At 56.4% G+C, this 14991-nt stretch carries 14 protein-coding genes; 10 read left to right on the forward strand and 4 right to left on the reverse strand.

Translation table 11 applies throughout. The features are described from left to right. Window positions 1-126: 126 nt before the first annotated feature. The 5 genes from cscK (at window position 127) to AC6I8P_RS20890 (ending at window position 6624) form a co-directional block, all read left to right on the forward strand. Window positions 127-1053: a fructokinase gene (cscK, locus tag AC6I8P_RS20870; protein WP_498031326.1), complete on the forward strand. Its 927-nt coding sequence runs from the start codon at window positions 127-129 to the stop codon at window positions 1051-1053. Between the two features lie 130 nt (window positions 1054-1183). Beyond that, window positions 1184-2740 carry a carbohydrate porin gene (locus AC6I8P_RS20875; RefSeq protein ID WP_498030108.1) on the forward strand — a complete coding sequence of 519 codons (1557 nt, stop codon included), beginning with the start codon at window positions 1184-1186 and terminating at the stop codon, window positions 2738-2740. Between the two features lie 64 nt (window positions 2741-2804). After that, window positions 2805-4175: a sucrose-specific PTS transporter subunit IIBC gene (locus tag AC6I8P_RS20880; protein WP_498031327.1), complete on the forward strand. Its 1371-nt coding sequence runs from the start codon at window positions 2805-2807 to the stop codon at window positions 4173-4175. Beyond that, on the forward strand, window positions 4175-5584 hold the full coding sequence (locus AC6I8P_RS20885) for a sucrose-6-phosphate hydrolase (RefSeq protein ID WP_498031328.1): 1410 nt from the start codon (window positions 4175-4177) through the stop codon (window positions 5582-5584). The genes AC6I8P_RS20880 and AC6I8P_RS20885 overlap by 1 nt, the downstream gene beginning before the upstream one ends. Before the next feature lie 29 nt (window positions 5585-5613). Continuing rightward, on the forward strand, window positions 5614-6624 hold the full coding sequence (locus tag AC6I8P_RS20890) for a substrate-binding domain-containing protein (protein WP_498031329.1): 1011 nt from the start codon (window positions 5614-5616) through the stop codon (window positions 6622-6624). A 12-nt stretch (window positions 6625-6636) separates the two neighbouring features. Here AC6I8P_RS20890 and AC6I8P_RS20895 read toward each other — a convergent pair whose 3' ends face one another. Next, complete coding sequence (locus tag AC6I8P_RS20895) at window positions 6637-7341, reverse strand: MgtC/SapB family protein (protein ID WP_498031330.1); 705 nt, start codon at window positions 7339-7341, stop codon at window positions 6637-6639. A gap of 388 nt (window positions 7342-7729) precedes the next feature. Between AC6I8P_RS20895 and AC6I8P_RS20900 the strand changes: the two genes are divergently transcribed. Next, entirely contained in the window at window positions 7730-8422 is a 693-nt protein-coding gene (locus tag AC6I8P_RS20900; RefSeq protein WP_498031331.1) for a hypothetical protein, read from the forward strand. A 383-nt stretch (window positions 8423-8805) separates the two neighbouring features. Here the strand turns inward: AC6I8P_RS20900 and AC6I8P_RS20905 are convergent, their stop codons facing one another. From AC6I8P_RS20905 to AC6I8P_RS20915, 3 genes are all read right to left on the reverse strand, one after another. Further along, a complete protein-coding gene (locus AC6I8P_RS20905) occupies window positions 8806-9444 on the reverse strand; it encodes an SMI1/KNR4 family protein (RefSeq protein WP_498030110.1) in 639 nt (212 codons plus the stop codon). Between the two features lie 71 nt (window positions 9445-9515). Then, the gene (locus AC6I8P_RS20910; RefSeq protein WP_498031332.1) at window positions 9516-9977 is read right to left on the reverse strand and encodes a hypothetical protein; all 462 of its coding nucleotides are present in this window, start codon (window positions 9975-9977) and stop codon (window positions 9516-9518) included. 199 nt (window positions 9978-10176) lie between these two features. Beyond that, window positions 10177-11253, reverse strand: coding sequence for a LacI family DNA-binding transcriptional regulator (locus AC6I8P_RS20915; protein WP_498031333.1), 1077 nt, complete (start codon window positions 11251-11253; stop codon window positions 10177-10179). Between the two features lie 195 nt (window positions 11254-11448). On the opposite strand from AC6I8P_RS20915, the gene AC6I8P_RS20920 reads away from it, so the two are divergent. The 4 genes from AC6I8P_RS20920 to AC6I8P_RS20935 all read left to right on the forward strand — a co-directional run bounded on the left by AC6I8P_RS20920 (window position 11449) and on the right by AC6I8P_RS20935 (window position 14971). Continuing rightward, on the forward strand, window positions 11449-12270 hold the full coding sequence (locus AC6I8P_RS20920; RefSeq protein ID WP_058759175.1) for an ABC transporter substrate-binding protein: 822 nt from the start codon (window positions 11449-11451) through the stop codon (window positions 12268-12270). Between the two features lie 73 nt (window positions 12271-12343). Then, on the forward strand, window positions 12344-13150 hold the full coding sequence (locus AC6I8P_RS20925) for an amino acid ABC transporter permease (RefSeq protein ID WP_021509434.1): 807 nt from the start codon (window positions 12344-12346) through the stop codon (window positions 13148-13150). Window position 13151: 1 nt separating this feature from the next. After that, on the forward strand, window positions 13152-13898 hold the full coding sequence (locus tag AC6I8P_RS20930; RefSeq protein ID WP_021509433.1) for an amino acid ABC transporter ATP-binding protein: 747 nt from the start codon (window positions 13152-13154) through the stop codon (window positions 13896-13898). Continuing rightward, entirely contained in the window at window positions 13898-14971 is a 1074-nt protein-coding gene (locus AC6I8P_RS20935) for a Gfo/Idh/MocA family protein (protein WP_498031334.1), read from the forward strand. The genes AC6I8P_RS20930 and AC6I8P_RS20935 overlap by 1 nt, the downstream gene beginning before the upstream one ends. Window positions 14972-14991: the final 20 nt, after the last annotated feature.

Consider the following 14991-nt stretch of genomic DNA (forward strand, 5'->3'; position numbering starts at 1 on the left):
GCGAAACCGATCCCAGCAACGGACAAGTCTGAAGCCTGCCGGACTGTTCACGGTGACAAATACCCGCGTTCATGATTAATATGCATGCTTTGCTAAACCGTTTTAGCGATTAAATGAGACTGAATTATGATGAAACGTATCTGGTGTCTGGGTGATGCCGTAGTGGATTTGCTGCCTGATGACGCGGGCCGTTTGTTGCAGTGTCCCGGCGGCGCGCCCGCCAACGTGGCAGTGGGTATCGCCCGGCTGGCGGGTAACAGCGGATTTATCGGACGGGTGGGTGACGATCCTTTTGGCCAGTTTTTGTGTCGCACGCTGGCGCAGGAAAAGGTGGATGTTTCCCATATGCGCAAAGATGTGCAGCAGCGCACCTCCACGGTGGTCGTGGCCCTGGATGAGCAGGGCGAGCGCACCTTTACCTTCATGGTGCGCCCCAGCGCCGACTTGTTTCTCACGCCAGACGATTTGCCGCGGTTTCAGTGTGGCGAGTGGCTGCACTGCTGTTCGATTGCGTTACTCGCCGAGCCGTCGCGCACGGCGGCGTTAACCGCCATGCAGCGCGTGCGCGAGGCGGGCGGTTTTGTCAGCTTCGATCCCAATATCCGTCTCGATTTGTGGTCCGATGCGGCGGAGTTGCTGCAATGCCTCAGTGCGGCCCTGCAACGGGCGGATGTGGTGAAGCTCTCTATGGAAGAACTGGCCTTTATGACGGACACCGCCAACATTGACAGCGGCATCGTGCAACTGGCGCAGCGCTTCTCTCTTAAATTGTTATTAGTCACGCAGGGCAGCGCTGGCGTGCGTGCTTATTTTGATGGCCGGCAAACTCACTATCCCGCGCGCGCGGTGATCAGCGTGGATACCACCGGTGCCGGCGATGCCTTCGTGGCGGGACTGCTGTGGGAACTGGCGCAGCGGGGTTTGCCGGCGGATGAAGCGCAGCTGGCGGCCTGCCTGCGCACGGCGCAGGCGTGCGGGGCGCTGGCCACTACCGCCAAAGGCGCGATGACCGCGTTACCCAACCATCAACAGCTACAGCAGCACAGTATCTGACCCCGCCGTTTTCCCTGTTTTGCGATGTATCTCACATCCACTAAATCGGTTTAGCAAAATCCATTGCGCTTTAAAAAATGGCACCGCTATGATGCGGTGCCTAAACCGGTTTAGCAAAAAAATACATCTGATGATAGCCTTGCCTCAGGGACGCAAAACAGTGAAAAAAAGCATAATCGCTATAACCCTTAGTACCGTATTAGGCTCAGGCTCAGTCTGGGCGGCAGACGACATGAGCAGTATTGAAGCGCGTCTGGCGGCGATGGAAAAACGGCTGGCCGCGGCTGAACAGCGTGCCAGCGTGGCGGAGCAGCGCGCGCAGGCGGCGGAACAGCAGGCGCAAAAGCTGGCTGCGGTGCAGCAGCAGAACCCGACGCCAGTTGCCGTCGCACAGACCGAACCGCGCGCCGCTCAGCCTGTTGCGCCCGCCGCCAGCAGCGAGTCAGAGGGCTTTGAGTTTCATGGCTACGCGCGTTCCGGCCTGTTGATGAACAGCTCCGCTGCGAAAACTCAGGGCGGGCCCACCGTCACGCCAGCCGGTGAGACCGGCGGTCACGTCGGGCGGCTCGGCAATGAGCCGGATACCTACGTTGAACTTAACCTCGAACATAAACAAACGCTGGCCAACGGTGCCACCACGCGCTTCAAGGCGATGCTGGCCGACGGACAGCGCACCTACAACGACTGGACTGCCGCCAGCAGCGATCTCAACCTGCGTCAGGCGTTTGTCGAACTGGGGCAGCTACCGACCTTCACCGGTGCGTTCAAAGACTCCACGGTGTGGGCCGGTAAGCGTTTCGACCGCGATAACTTCGACATCCACTGGATCGATTCCGATGTGGTGTTCCTTGCCGGAACCGGGGCCGGTATTTACGACATGAGGTGGGGCGATGACGCCCGCAGCAACCTGTCGATTTATGGCCGCACCTTCGGGGACATCGAAAATAACGACAACACCGCGCAAAACTACATTCTGTCGCTGAATAACTTCGTCGGGCCACTGCAGCTGATGGTGAGCGGCATGCGCGCGAAAGATAACGATCAGCGCACCGATATTGACGGCAATCGCGTGAAAAGTGATGCCGCCAGTGACGGTGTGCACGCCCTGGTCGGATTGCACAACGACAGCTTCTACGGCCTGGGTGAAGGTTCAGCGAAAACCGCGCTGCTGTACGGTCATGGCCTCGGCGCAGAAGTGAAGAGCATCGGTTCCGACGGCGCGCTGTTGCCGCAGGCGAATACCTGGCGGCTCGCCAGCTACGGGATGACGCCGCTGGGCGCTGGCTGGCACATCGCGCCGGCGCTGCTGGCGCAGAGCAGCAAAGACCGCTATGTCAAAGGCGACAGCTATGAGTGGGCCACCGTGAACCTGCGCCTGATTCAGGAATTTACGCAGAACTTTGAGATGCAGTATGAAGGCTCATATCAGTACATGGATCTGCGGCCTGAAGGCTATAACAATCGCCAGGCCGTCAGCGGCAATTTCTACAAGCTCACCGTCGCCCCCACGCTCAAAGCCAGCGATGTGGGCGAATTCCTCAAGCGTCCGGAAATCCGCCTGTTCGCCAGCTGGATGGACTGGGATCATCGTCTGGATAACTACGCCAGCGATGACGCCTTTGGCAGCACCGGCTTTAAATCCGGTGGCGAGTGGAACTTTGGCGTGCAAATGGAAACCTGGTTCTGATGAAACGGCCCGCGTGCGGGCCGCTTAGCGCATGATGGCATAACAACCAAAAACAGAGGTTACTATGGATTTTATTACTCTTTCCCGGTCGCTGCTGCCGCTGCTGGGAGGCCGGGAAAATATCGCCAGTGCGGCGCACTGTGCCACACGTTTGCGCCTGGTGCTGGTGGATGACGCCAAAGCCGACACCGCAGCGATTGGCAAACTGGAGGGCGTGAAGGGCTGTTTTCGCAATGCCGGACAGCTGCAGGTGATTTTTGGTACTGGCGTGGTGAATAAAGTGTATGCCGCGTTTATCCGCGAAGCTGGCATCAGTGAAACCAGCAAGTCGGAAGCGGCGGATATCGCTGCGCGCAAGCTCAATCCGTTCCAGCGCATTGCGCGTCTGCTGTCGAACATTTTTGTACCGATCATCCCGGCGATTGTGGCCTCTGGCCTGCTGATGGGACTGCTCGGCATGGTTAAAACCTACGGCTGGGTTAACCCCGACAACGCGCTGTATATCATGCTGGATATGTGCAGCTCGGCGGCCTTTATCATCCTGCCAATCCTGATTGGCTTTACTGCGGCACGTGAGTTTGGCGGTAACCCGTTCCTCGGTGCCACGCTCGGCGGCATCCTGACGCATCCGGCGCTCACCAACGCCTGGGGGGTGGCGGCCGGCTTCCATACCATGAACTTTTTCGGTATCGAAGTGGCGATGATCGGCTACCAGGGCACGGTGTTTCCGGTGCTGCTGGCGGTGTGGTTTATGAGTGTGCTGGAGAAGCAGCTGCGCCGGGTAATTCCGGACGCGCTGGATCTGATCCTGACGCCGTTCCTGACGGTGATTATCGCCGGCTTCGTTGCGCTGCTGGTGATTGGTCCGGCAGGGCGGATGCTGGGCGACGGTATTTCATTCGTCCTCAGCACGCTGATTACCCATGCCGGCTGGCTGGCCGGACTGGTGTTTGGCGGGCTTTACTCGGTTATCGTGATCACCGGCGTGCACCATAGCTTCCATGCGATTGAAGCCGGGCTGCTGGGCAATCCGGCGATTGGCGTCAACTTTCTGCTGCCGATTTGGGCGATGGCTAACGTGGCGCAGGGCGGTGCCTGTCTGGCGGTGTGGTTTAAAACTAAAGATGTAAAAATCAAAGCCATTTCGCTGCCGTCCGGCTTTTCAGCGCTGCTGGGTATTACCGAGGCGGCGATTTTCGGTATCAACCTGCGCTTTATGAAACCCTTTATCGCCGGCCTGATCGGCGGCGCGCTGGGCGGGGCCTGGGTGGTGTCGGTGCATGTGTATATGACGGCTGTCGGTTTGACCGGTCTGCCTGGCATGGCGATTGTGCAGGCCAGTTCGTTGCTTAACTATGCGATTGGCATGGTGATCGCGTTCAGCAGTGCATTTATGATCTCTTATCTGCTCAAATACAAAACGGACGCGGAATAATGACGGCTTCTACATTGTTACCCGATATTTTGCAGGCGGTGATGCGCGGTCAGCCGCGCGCGCTGAGCGACCCGCATTATCCGGGCTGGCATCTGGCACCCGTAACCGGATTGCTTAACGATCCGAACGGTTTTATCCACTTCGCCGGGCGTTACCATCTGTTTTATCAGTGGAATGCGCTGGGCTGTAAGCATCAGCATAAATGCTGGGGCCACTGGAGTTCCGCCGATCTGCTGCACTGGCAGCATGAACCCATAGCGCTAATGCCGGATGAAGAGTATGACCGCAGCGGCTGCTATTCGGGCAGTGCCGTCGATGATAACGGCGCGCTGACGTTGATCTATACCGGCAACGTGAAGTTTGCCGATGGCGCGCGCACCGCGTGGCAATGTCTGGCGGTGCAAAACCCTCAGGGCGGCTTTGACAAGCTCGGGCCGGTGATCGCGCTGCCCGACGGCTACACCGGACACGTGCGCGATCCGAAAGTGTGGCGGCATGGCGAACACTGGTTCATGGTGCTGGGTGCGCAGGATCAACAAAAGCAGGGCAAAGTGTTGCTGCTGCGCTCGGCGGACCTGCGTGAGTGGCACAATCTGGGCGAGATTGCCGGCAGCGGCCTGAACGGGCTGGCGGCAGCCAGTTATATGTGGGAATGCCCCGACATGTTTACCCTCGGCGATACCACCTTCCTGATTTGCTGCCCGCAGGGGCTTGCCCGGGAACAGCACCGTTTTCTCAATGCGCATCCCAGCGCGTGGCTGTCCGGCGATCTTGATTACGCTAACGCCCGCTTTAGCCATGGCGAATTGCATGAGCTTGACGCCGGTTTCGAGTTTTACGCACCGCAAACCACGCTAACCGCCGACGGACGCCGGCTGCTGGTGGGCTGGTTGGGCGTGCCGGATGGCGAGGAGATGCTGCAGCCTACGGTGGCCAATGGCTGGATCCATCAGATGACCTGCGTGCGCGAACTGGGCACGCGTGATGGCCGGCTGTTCCAGCGGCCGGTCACTGAACTGCAGGCACTGCGCAACGCTGAACAGCATTATCAGGGGCCAGCCGGCGATGCGCCGGTAATCGATGCGCAGCGGCTGGAATTGCTGCTGAGCGGGCAGGGCGACATCACCCTGAACTTTGCTGACCAGTTACGGCTGGAATGGCGCGCTGACGGGCTGCGGCTCGCACGCCGCAGTCTGGCAAACGGCGAGTGGCAGTTCCGTTACTGGCGCGGCGCGGTGAGTCAGCTCCAGCTGCTGTGCGATCACTCCAGCGTTGAGATTTTCATTAATGAAGGCGAAGGGGTGATGAGCAGCCGCTACTTCCCGGCGCATCCGGCGCAATTAACCCTGACCGGACACGCAGAAGTGACGGCGCGCTACTGGTCGTTGCGCCCGTGCATGGTAGAATAAGTCATTGTTTCCTTAACCGATGCACTGACGTGAGAAAAACCAAACGCGTTACCATAGCGGATATTGCTGCGCTGGCGGGGGTGTCCAAAGCCACCGCCAGTCTGGTGCTGAATGGCCGTGGCAAAGAGTTGCGCGTGGCGAAAGAGACGCGCGAACGCGTGTTAACGCTGGCGCGCGAGCATCACTATCAGGCCAGTATTCACGCGCGCTCGCTGCGTGATAATCGCAGCCATACGCTGGGTTTAGTGGTGCCGGAGATCACCAACTATGGCTTTGCGGTGTTCTCACACGCGCTGGAAAATCTGTGTCGCGAGGCTGGCTTGCAGCTGCTGATCTCCTGCACTGACGAAAACGCCGGGCAGGAGCGGGTGGTAGTAGATAACCTGGTGGCGCGTCAGGTGGACGGACTGATTGTGGCGTCCAGCATGTTAAGCGATAGTGACTACGTGAAGCTGAGTGACCAACTGCCAGTTGTGCTGTTTGACCGCTACGTTAATGACACGCAGCTGCCGCTGGTGATGACCGATTCGGTCACGCCGACCGCCGAGCTGGTGGAACGGCTGGCGCGCGCCAATCCGGATGAAATTTACTTTCTCGGCGGTCAGCCGCGTCTGTCACCCACCAAAGACCGTCTGGCCGGTTTTATGCAGGGGCTGGAGCGGGCGGGCATCACGCCGCGCCCGGAGTGGATTATTCACGGCAATTATCATCCCAGCAGCGGTTATGAGATGTTCGCCGCGCTGTGCGCCCGGCTGGGGCGTCCGCCGAAAGCGATTTTTACCGCTGCCTGCGGACTGCTGGAAGGGGTGTTACGTTACATGAGCCAGCACCACCTGCTGCACAGCGATATCCGCGTCGCCAGCTTTGACGATCACTATCTGTATGACTCGCTGACTTTGCCGATTGATACCGTCGAGCAGGATGTGCCGCGCCTGGCGCAGGAGTGTTTTACGCTGCTGACTACCATGATTAACGGCGATGAACCCGGCAGCCTGCACACCGTGCTGCCGGCAACGCTGCGGCTGCGCTTTGGCAGGTAGCGCAGCCCCGACTCAATCGCTCTCTGGCTCACATACCTGCCATCTGACCGAGCTGACGCCTTTTTCCAGACTGATACGGCTGACCAGATTTTCCAGCTGATCGGTCAGGCTGGGTTTACCCAGCACTTCCGCATTCACCGCCATGCGGTGTGACGGTTCCAGATCTTCACTGTGCAGAGATTGCAGCCGCAGGCCGCTGCCTCCGAGGCTATGCAGCATCAGGCTGCGCACTTGCACCTCATCGGCCGCCAGGCAAATGATTTGTACTTTGTAATACTGGCTGGCGTCTTCCGCAGTAATGATGCTCTGCCGATTGATGCCCTGTGCCATCTCGCGTAGCAGGATGTTGGCGCACAGAATAACCACACAACCGATGCCTGCCTCCAGCAACAAGCCCATGCTGCATAACACGCCAATCGCCGCGGTACACCACAGCGTGGCGGCGGTGTTAAGGCCGCGCACATTCAGGCCATCGCGCATGATGACGCCACCGCCGAGGAAGCCAATGCCGGAAACCACATAGGCCGCCACGCGCGAGGCATCTGCGGCAATTCCCGGTACGCTTTGCGTCATCAGCACAAACAAACAGGCACCGGTGCTGACCAGCGCATTGGTGCGCAGCCCGGTCAGGCGCTGACGCAGCTGGCGCTCGCTGCCAATCAGCGCGCCCAGAATCAGCGCGACCGTGACGCGCAATAAAAAGATTTTCCAGTCCATGTCAGACCTCACTCCATCACCGCCGGGCAATGGATATTCAGGGTTATAAGAATGGATTACAGCGGGGCCAGACAGAACGCAGGAAAAAGGGGGGAGGGAAATCCACCGTCTTAACGCAGGGCTAAGACAGCGATGAGGCTATCTCAGCATCGGCACCGATTGTAATCGTGTGGGACAGGTGTCCAATTGTGTATCCTCATCAGTAAAAATTTCGCCGGCATTGTAGACGCTTTGCTCCGTCAGAGCGAAGACAAATCGCGCATCGTTTAAGCGGGGTTGAATAGGCATGAGATAATCACGCGTTTTCACCACAATCAGGCTGGAGTATCTGCTAAAAAACGTTTCATAATTAATTATCTGCGCTCATCCAAATACCCTAAGGTCTGACATGCAACCAATCAGTCTGCAAACCCGGTACCGTTCTGCAAACGAGAACACCATTGCGCTGTGGGCGAAAAATGCAGGCATCGGGAACATCCGTGAAGAGAACTATTACGATCCGGTAAAACTGGCGCTTGCCGCAGGGATAAAGCCGTCAGTTTCCTTACCGGTGTTACGTCTGATTGATGAATTGCAACGACTCACACAGGCTGATCCGCTTGCCGATACCTTGCCAGCGCAAGGTCTTCATTTTACTTTTTTGCCTCTGACCTTGCCGCTTTACAACATCAATGAGCGTTTACCAGCGAAAGTGGCGCAACTGACCACAATCTGGCAGGAATTTGTTGCGAAAAAAATCGTTATCCGGGATCTGCGCTTAGTGGCGTTGCCCAGTCAGTTATTGCTTGCGGGTATACCTGATACGCCTGCGATTGCCATGCGCCAGTCATTCTGCGACAAGATTCTGGATTCAGACTGGAAAAATGAATTGCTGATGCGGCATGGCAACAGCCCGTTGCCGGCACCATTCTGGCACAGCACGTTACTGCGCTACAGCGCTGAGTTTTTACCCGCAGTTTTGCGTCAATTCTTTTATGAACGTCAGGATATCAATTTTGCTGAGGTGGCGGGAGAACTGATTCTGGCGAAGACTAACTACAACTGGACGAAGTGTTTTCCATTATTGCCGCGGAGGGTTTAAATATGGTGAGTGCGCCATAACTGGCAGCCTTAAACTAATGGAGTTGTGTATGGATGCTAATGATTTACCTTTCGGGCCTAAGTGCGCATAATCATGATTATGTTAAATCAGATATCTAATCGCGTATTTCAATCCTTCAGTTTCGCCCTTCACGCCTCTTACCAGGCTCACAACGTCTTCCACCACGGCTACCCTATGTGAAAACTTATCCCACCGGTCCGTTTGTCACCACGGTGTTATATTTATACTGACGATGTGCGTTGCTGTCATCTGCTCAACAATGCTTGCATCTATCGCTTACGGCATTGAATAAAAAATAGCATCGCTTAGGGAAATTCTTCTTTCCACTACACAGGATTCATTCAGAAGCATCTAAGCGTTTCTCAGTCATCAACATTCAGTTTTATAGTTCCACCATCTGGCACATCTCTAATCTGAACTGCAATACTTCCCCTTGCTCGCATTGCTGTTACAGATTGCTGAGCACGCAAATTCTTAACTGAAAACTCACCACCCAAAACAAAAGGAATAACAGGCACTAACCGCTGATTCTGCTTAATTTTTCCGTGCGTGATCTGCCATTGATGCATCAACGAATGACCTGTCAGAAAGTCATAATCATTTAGAATAGCATCGCACCACTGAGATAAATTTTCACACATTTTTTGGCTTTCACCGGTCTCGGGATCAAATGAGTATATTCCATCCTCCTTTAAAGAAAATTGCCCACCAAATGCATCTTCTGCAAAAAAGAAATGACCATCTGTCATACCACCATAGCTTTCGCGCCATAATTTTTCTTCATTCCAGGAAAAGACATTAAAATCATCTTGTTCGTGTGTTCCTGGAAAGACATGTAGCGCTGATTCAAAACCATAAAACCCATTGCGCATTTTCAACAGAGCAACATAATCAGGAAACTTTGATGAAGGTTCGAGCTTAAGAGTGCCATAAATATCATCGAAAGGCTTTGCTAACTCATTGCTGCAAATTGACAATAGCTTTGAAATTGAGTCTCTCATGTTACCCCTTTTTATGGATCTTTATTATTACTGTATAAGGTGGCAGTTGCGGTTATATTCTTAACCGTTATTTAATGGCTAATGAATATTGTTAACCATGTTATATACGCAAGCCTTGATAGCCAAAGAAAAATCGCACCAAAAGACAGGTCTGATTTTGTCAGGAAAACCCTGATAAAGAAAAATGGCTTTTTATCTTCAATTAACCCCTGGTAAAAATACTTCCCATAGAGTGCGAAAAGAAGAAATGACATTCCTCCAGACAAATTAGATATTAAAGATAAATCATCAAACCCTCTTCGATATTCAGCTATCGCCGCCGCCACATACCCAAGAACAAGAAAAATCAATGCACTGTCTGATAAAGCATCACGTTTAAAAAACATATAATTGAAATAAAGAAAAGAATCCTTACCTACCTTAGCGCTGCCAAGATTTTTATAAACAAAGATAAAAAAACAGACATCCAACAGCAACAACAAAAATAGCAACATGAAGGATGATGCATTAAGAACATTATCATTTGAAATCATAATGGTATTTTTTCCTTAGTAGAGTCACCTTCAGATCTATTTTTTCATCATGAGAAGTAGTGGTGTAACCAGTAAAACCAATGCTTCACTGGTGCGTAAGAAGGGACAAAACTGCGCCGTTTTCTGTAGGGTCGCCATTTATGGCGACCAAAAAAAACAGCAGGCAGTAATTAGCACAAGCCCGCCGCGGCACATTGTATCACCGGGCCGACGGGTTTGCCCCCACTGAGCCGCGCACCACCATCCAGCTGTCAAACGCGGGTAAGGCGCCGGCGGATTGCTGGCGGATGTGGCAAATTAACCGGCGCGCGGCTTCGCGACCCATTTCATACACCGGCTGAGCGACCACGGTTAGCGGCGGTGACATCAGCTCGGTCCAGGGAAAATCGTCGTACATCACAAAAGAGATATCTTCGGGTACGCGCAGGCCGCGTTTGGCCAGACCGCGCAGGATGCCCATCGCAATCAGGTTATCGGAGGCAATCAGCGCGCTGGGTGGTTCGGCGAGCGCCAGCAGTTCAGTCAGGATCTGCTCGATGATGGCTTCGCTGAGCGCATTAAGCCGAATCAGCGCCGGATCCAGTTCCTTACCTGCGGCCCGGTAGGCATCAATCATTCCACTAACACGTTGCGCCACCGGCGTGGGGCCCAGCGTGATTGCCGGCGAATACGGTGCAGCGCTGCGCATGCTGGAGAGATAAGCAATTCGCTGATGCCCGGCCGCCAGTAATAACTCCGTCGCCTGTTTGGCCACTGCGACAAAGTTCGCCTGGATGGTCTCCACCTCCATCCCCTGCACTGCCCGGTCGAACATCATTAATGAACGCCCTTCTGCCAGCACCTGGCGAAGATGCTCGTTATCCTCAAACAATGAGCTGCACGGCGCGACGATGATGCCATCGACGCGCTTATCCAGCATCACGCGCACTGCTTCCCGTTCCTCCTCCAGCGTTTCATCGCTGTTACTCAGCAGCAGGTGAAAGCCCGCCTGGCGCGCAACATCCGCCATACCGCGCAGCGCCAGGCCAAAGTGCGGGTTTTCAATGTCGCCGACAATCACCCCGATAGTATTGGAGCGGCCAGTGTTCATGCTGCGCGCCAGCTCGTTCGGTCGGTATCCCAGCGCTTCAGCAGCCTGATTCACCCGCGTCTGCACATCTTCACTGACGGAACCATACCCGCCCAGCGCGCGTGCCGCCTGGGCTTTGGAAACATTGGCGGCGCGGGCGACGTCGGCAACGGTCGGACCGCGTGAACGAGCATTTTCATTGGTCATAATTATTTCGAATCACAAGTTGATAACAACATAATTGACGCTGCTGATAGCGTGTGCTTAATATCAGTATATCCGAATGAGACCGGTCTCACAACCAGAGCCGGTTTCATTTTGCCCCGCGTTGAGACCGGTCTCAATAACAATAAACCGGCTTGGCGAACTCTGAAGTTTCACCTGCACAGACGGAAGAGCCTTATGACATCGCACAAACGTTTCAATCACCTGACCGCCGCCCTGTTCGGCACGGCAATGCTGGTTTCCGCCAGCTGGAGCGCCCATGCCGCCAGCGACAGTAATCCCTGGGGTTTGATCGAACCCGGTCATCTCCGCGTTGCCAGCCTCGGCGACGCGAAGCCCTACACCTTCACCGATAAAAACGGCAACTTCACCGGCTTTGACGTCGAATTCTTCAAAAATGTGGCGCATCGCATGGGCATCGATCAGGTGGATTTTATCGGTCAGGACTTCTCCGCCATTTTGCCGGCGGTGGCAAATGGCCAGTATGATGCCGGCGTCGCCGCGATTGGCATCACGCCGCTGCGCGAAAAAACCGTCGATTTCTCCACCGGCTATCTTGCGGGCTATCTGACAGTGCTGACCCGCAGCGATTCCGGGGTGAAAAACGTAGAAACCCTGGCGCATAAACGGCTCGGAGTGATTCAGGGCACGCTGCAGGAGAACTATGCGCTGCAGCACTTCAAACAGACCGATCTGGTGCGTTTCCCCGATAACAACGCAGCGGTGTCCGCGCTGAATAACGGCACGCTTGATGCCATGTTCCTCGACTACGAAGCCGCCAAAGATTATGCCACCCGCTTTAAGCTGGTCACGGCGGCGAACATCCCTTCATTTGACGCACCTGCGGGTGTCGCCATCGCCAAAGGCAAGCCCGAGTTCAAAGCGGCGCTGGATAAAGCCATCAAAGCGGCGATGCAGGATGGGACCTGGAAACAGCTGTACCAGAAGTGGTTCCCGGGTTCGCCAATGCCGCAACAGTATCTGCCCGGTGGCCAATAACCCTGCGCATCGTTATGCGTGAGACTGCATCCGGTGACGGCGCATGTCCGTCACCCGCAACCGAGAATCGGCTATGGATCTGATCACTATTCTTTCCCGTACGTTTTTTGATATTCCATCGATGATGGACGTCCTGCCACAGCTGCTGGCAACCGGACTGGTTAACACCATCATTATCTCCGTGGCGGCCACCGTGCTGGGCACGTTATTCGGCCTGATACTGGCGCTGATGGGCATCTCGCCCTCGCGCTGGCTGCGCGTGCCCGCGCGGCTGTATACCGATCTGTTTCGCGGCTTGCCTTCCATCCTCACCATTCTGTTGATTGGTCAGGGTCTGGCGCGTTTTAGCTATCAGCTATTTGGTCCGACGCCGTATCCGCTCGGCATTTTTGCCCTGAGCCTGATTGCCAGCGCTTACATGGGCGAGATTTTCCGCTCCGGTATCCAGAGCGTGGAACAGGGGCAGATGGAAGCCTGCCGGGCGCTGGGAATGAGCTATGGCCGGGCGATGCGCCTGGTGATCATTCCGCAGGGCATCCGCCGCGTGTTGCCGGCGATAGTCAATCAGTTCATCGCCATCATCAAAGACTCGTCGCTGGTTTATCTGCTGGGCCTGATGACCGGTCAGCGTGAGCTGTTCCGCGTCGGCCAGGATGCCGCCGTGCTGAGCGGCAACCTGTCACCCCTGATGCTGGCCGGGCTGTTCTATCTGGTGATCACCGTGCCGCTCACCCACGCCGTGAACTACATTGACGTCCGCTACCGTACCGGACGTCGCCGCGCCACCGCGCCACAAAGCGGCCTGAAGGAGCTCGATGAAGTGCAGCAAAAGCGCAACGTGGTTCCGGCGGTCTCCCTTACCAGCGAGCGAGGACATTAATATGGCCATGCCATCTGCATTTCACGGCGCCAGCCTCGAGCTGCGCAATCTGACGCTGGCGTACGGCCCGATTGAGGTGCTGCGCAATGTGTCGCTGAGCATCGAACCGGGCACTACCACCTGCATCATCGGTCCCTCGGGATCGGGAAAATCCACCCTACTGCGCGGCATCAATCGCCTGCATGAGCCGAAGAACGGCGATGTCTTACTTGCCGGGCGTTCTGTGCTGAAGGACAAGCCCGATGCGCTGCGGCTGAGAATTGGCATGGTGTTTCAGCATTTCAACCTGTTTCCCGATCACAGCGCGCTGGAAAACGTGGCGCTGGCACCGTGGAAAGTGAAAGGCCGCCCGAAAGCCGAAGCGCTGGAGATTGCCCGTCAGCGGCTGGCCGAAGTGGGACTTGCTCAGCGAGCCGATCACCGGCCGCGCGATCTCTCCGGTGGCCAGCAGCAGCGCGTGGCAATAGCGCGCGCGCTGGCGATGGAACCGGAAGTGATGCTGTTCGATGAAGCCACCTCGGCACTCGACCCTGAGCTGGTGAAAGGCGTTCTGACGTTAATGGCCGATTTGTGCCAGCGCGGCATGACCATGGTGGTCGTGACCCATGAGATGGGCTTCGCCCGGCGCGTGGCCGACCAGGTGGTGTTTATGGATGAAGGTGAAATCGTGGAAGCCGGCACGCCGGAACAAATCTTTGACCGTCCGCAGTCCGCGCGCCTGCAGCGTTTTCTGTCGGAGGTGCTGTAATGACACATCTTCAGGTTAGCGGCCCAGTCCGCACGGCGCTGGTGGGATTTGGCGTCGCCGGCAGCGTGTTTCATGCACCGCTGCTTGCCCATAACTCCGACTATCGTCTCGACGTTATCGTCACAGGCGATGCCCAACGCGTAGCGACCGCGCAGCAACGTTACCCCCAGGCGCGCGTGCTGCCGGACTGGCCTGCGCTGCTTAAGGCCATTGATGGCGGCGAGATCGGCATCGATCTCATCGTGCTGGCCACGCCGCCGGCGCAACACGCGGAGCAGGCTGTGCAGGCCAGCCAGCGCGCGATCCATCTGGTGGTGGATAAACCGTTCGCACCAGACGTGCAGGCGGCAGAAATGATGATCGCTGCCGCGCAGCAGGCCAATACCTTGCTCACCGTGTTTCATAACCGACGCTGGGACGGTGACTTTCTGACATTACAGCGCCTGGTGCACAAGGAAGCCTTCGGCACCGTAAGGAGTTTTGAGTCGCGTTTCGAATGGTGGCGACCGCAGGGATTCGGCAATTGGCGTGACAGCGTCACGCTGGCGCAGGGCGGTGGTTTGCTGCTGGATCTCGGCAGCCATCTGATTGACCAGGCCATCCAGCTCTTTGGCCCGGTCGCCAATGCCACGGCAGAGCTGGCGCGCCATTCCGGCCCGCAATCGGACAGCGACGAGGACTGTTTTGTCTCATTGCTGCACCACAACGGCGTGCGCTCGCGGTTGTGGATGAATGGCCAGGCGGCACTGAATGCGCCGCGCTTTCACCTGCTGGGCAGTAAAGGCGCCTTCACCCACTGGGGGCTGGACAATCAGGAGCCGCAGCTGGCGGCTGGCATGTCGCCCGGCGACAGCCAGTACGGCGTGACGCCAGCAGAAAACGTTGCCCGGGCCGGCACGGTCGGGGCAACCACAACGGTGCCGATTGAACGTGGTCATTACCCCGCTTTCTATCAGCTGTTAGCCAACGCCCTGATACATGGCGGGCCGCCGCCGGTTGATGCGCGTGAAGCGCTCGGCGTTTTACAGCTTATTGAGCAGCTCCATCGGCAGCATCGCGTACGTATTGCCTGAAGGGCGAACATTTTTTAACA

This window comes from gamma proteobacterium symbiont of Lampromicra miyakona (assembly GCF_059730895.1).

What these genes read in the sequence shown, in the direction of transcription:
- cscK (WP_498031326.1), top strand. Translation starts at nt 127, where the DNA reads ATGATGAAACGTATCTGGTGTCTGGGTGATGCCGTAGTGGATTTGCTG.
- AC6I8P_RS20875 (WP_498030108.1), top strand. Translation starts at nt 1,184, where the DNA reads ATGATAGCCTTGCCTCAGGGACGCAAAACAGTGAAAAAAAGCATAATC.
- AC6I8P_RS20880 (WP_498031327.1), top strand. Translation starts at nt 2,805, where the DNA reads ATGGATTTTATTACTCTTTCCCGGTCGCTGCTGCCGCTGCTGGGAGGC.
- AC6I8P_RS20885 (WP_498031328.1), top strand. Translation starts at nt 4,175, where the DNA reads ATGACGGCTTCTACATTGTTACCCGATATTTTGCAGGCGGTGATGCGC.
- AC6I8P_RS20895 (WP_498031330.1), bottom strand. Translation starts at nt 7,341, where the DNA reads ATGGACTGGAAAATCTTTTTATTGCGCGTCACGGTCGCGCTGATTCTG.
- AC6I8P_RS20900 (WP_498031331.1), top strand. Translation starts at nt 7,730, where the DNA reads ATGCAACCAATCAGTCTGCAAACCCGGTACCGTTCTGCAAACGAGAAC.
- AC6I8P_RS20905 (WP_498030110.1), bottom strand. Translation starts at nt 9,444, where the DNA reads ATGAGAGACTCAATTTCAAAGCTATTGTCAATTTGCAGCAATGAGTTA.
- AC6I8P_RS20910 (WP_498031332.1), bottom strand. Translation starts at nt 9,977, where the DNA reads ATGATTTCAAATGATAATGTTCTTAATGCATCATCCTTCATGTTGCTA.
- AC6I8P_RS20915 (WP_498031333.1), bottom strand. Translation starts at nt 11,253, where the DNA reads ATGACCAATGAAAATGCTCGTTCACGCGGTCCGACCGTTGCCGACGTC.
- AC6I8P_RS20920 (WP_058759175.1), top strand. Translation starts at nt 11,449, where the DNA reads ATGACATCGCACAAACGTTTCAATCACCTGACCGCCGCCCTGTTCGGC.
- AC6I8P_RS20925 (WP_021509434.1), top strand. Translation starts at nt 12,344, where the DNA reads ATGGATCTGATCACTATTCTTTCCCGTACGTTTTTTGATATTCCATCG.
- AC6I8P_RS20930 (WP_021509433.1), top strand. Translation starts at nt 13,152, where the DNA reads ATGGCCATGCCATCTGCATTTCACGGCGCCAGCCTCGAGCTGCGCAAT.
- AC6I8P_RS20935 (WP_498031334.1), top strand. Translation starts at nt 13,898, where the DNA reads ATGACACATCTTCAGGTTAGCGGCCCAGTCCGCACGGCGCTGGTGGGA.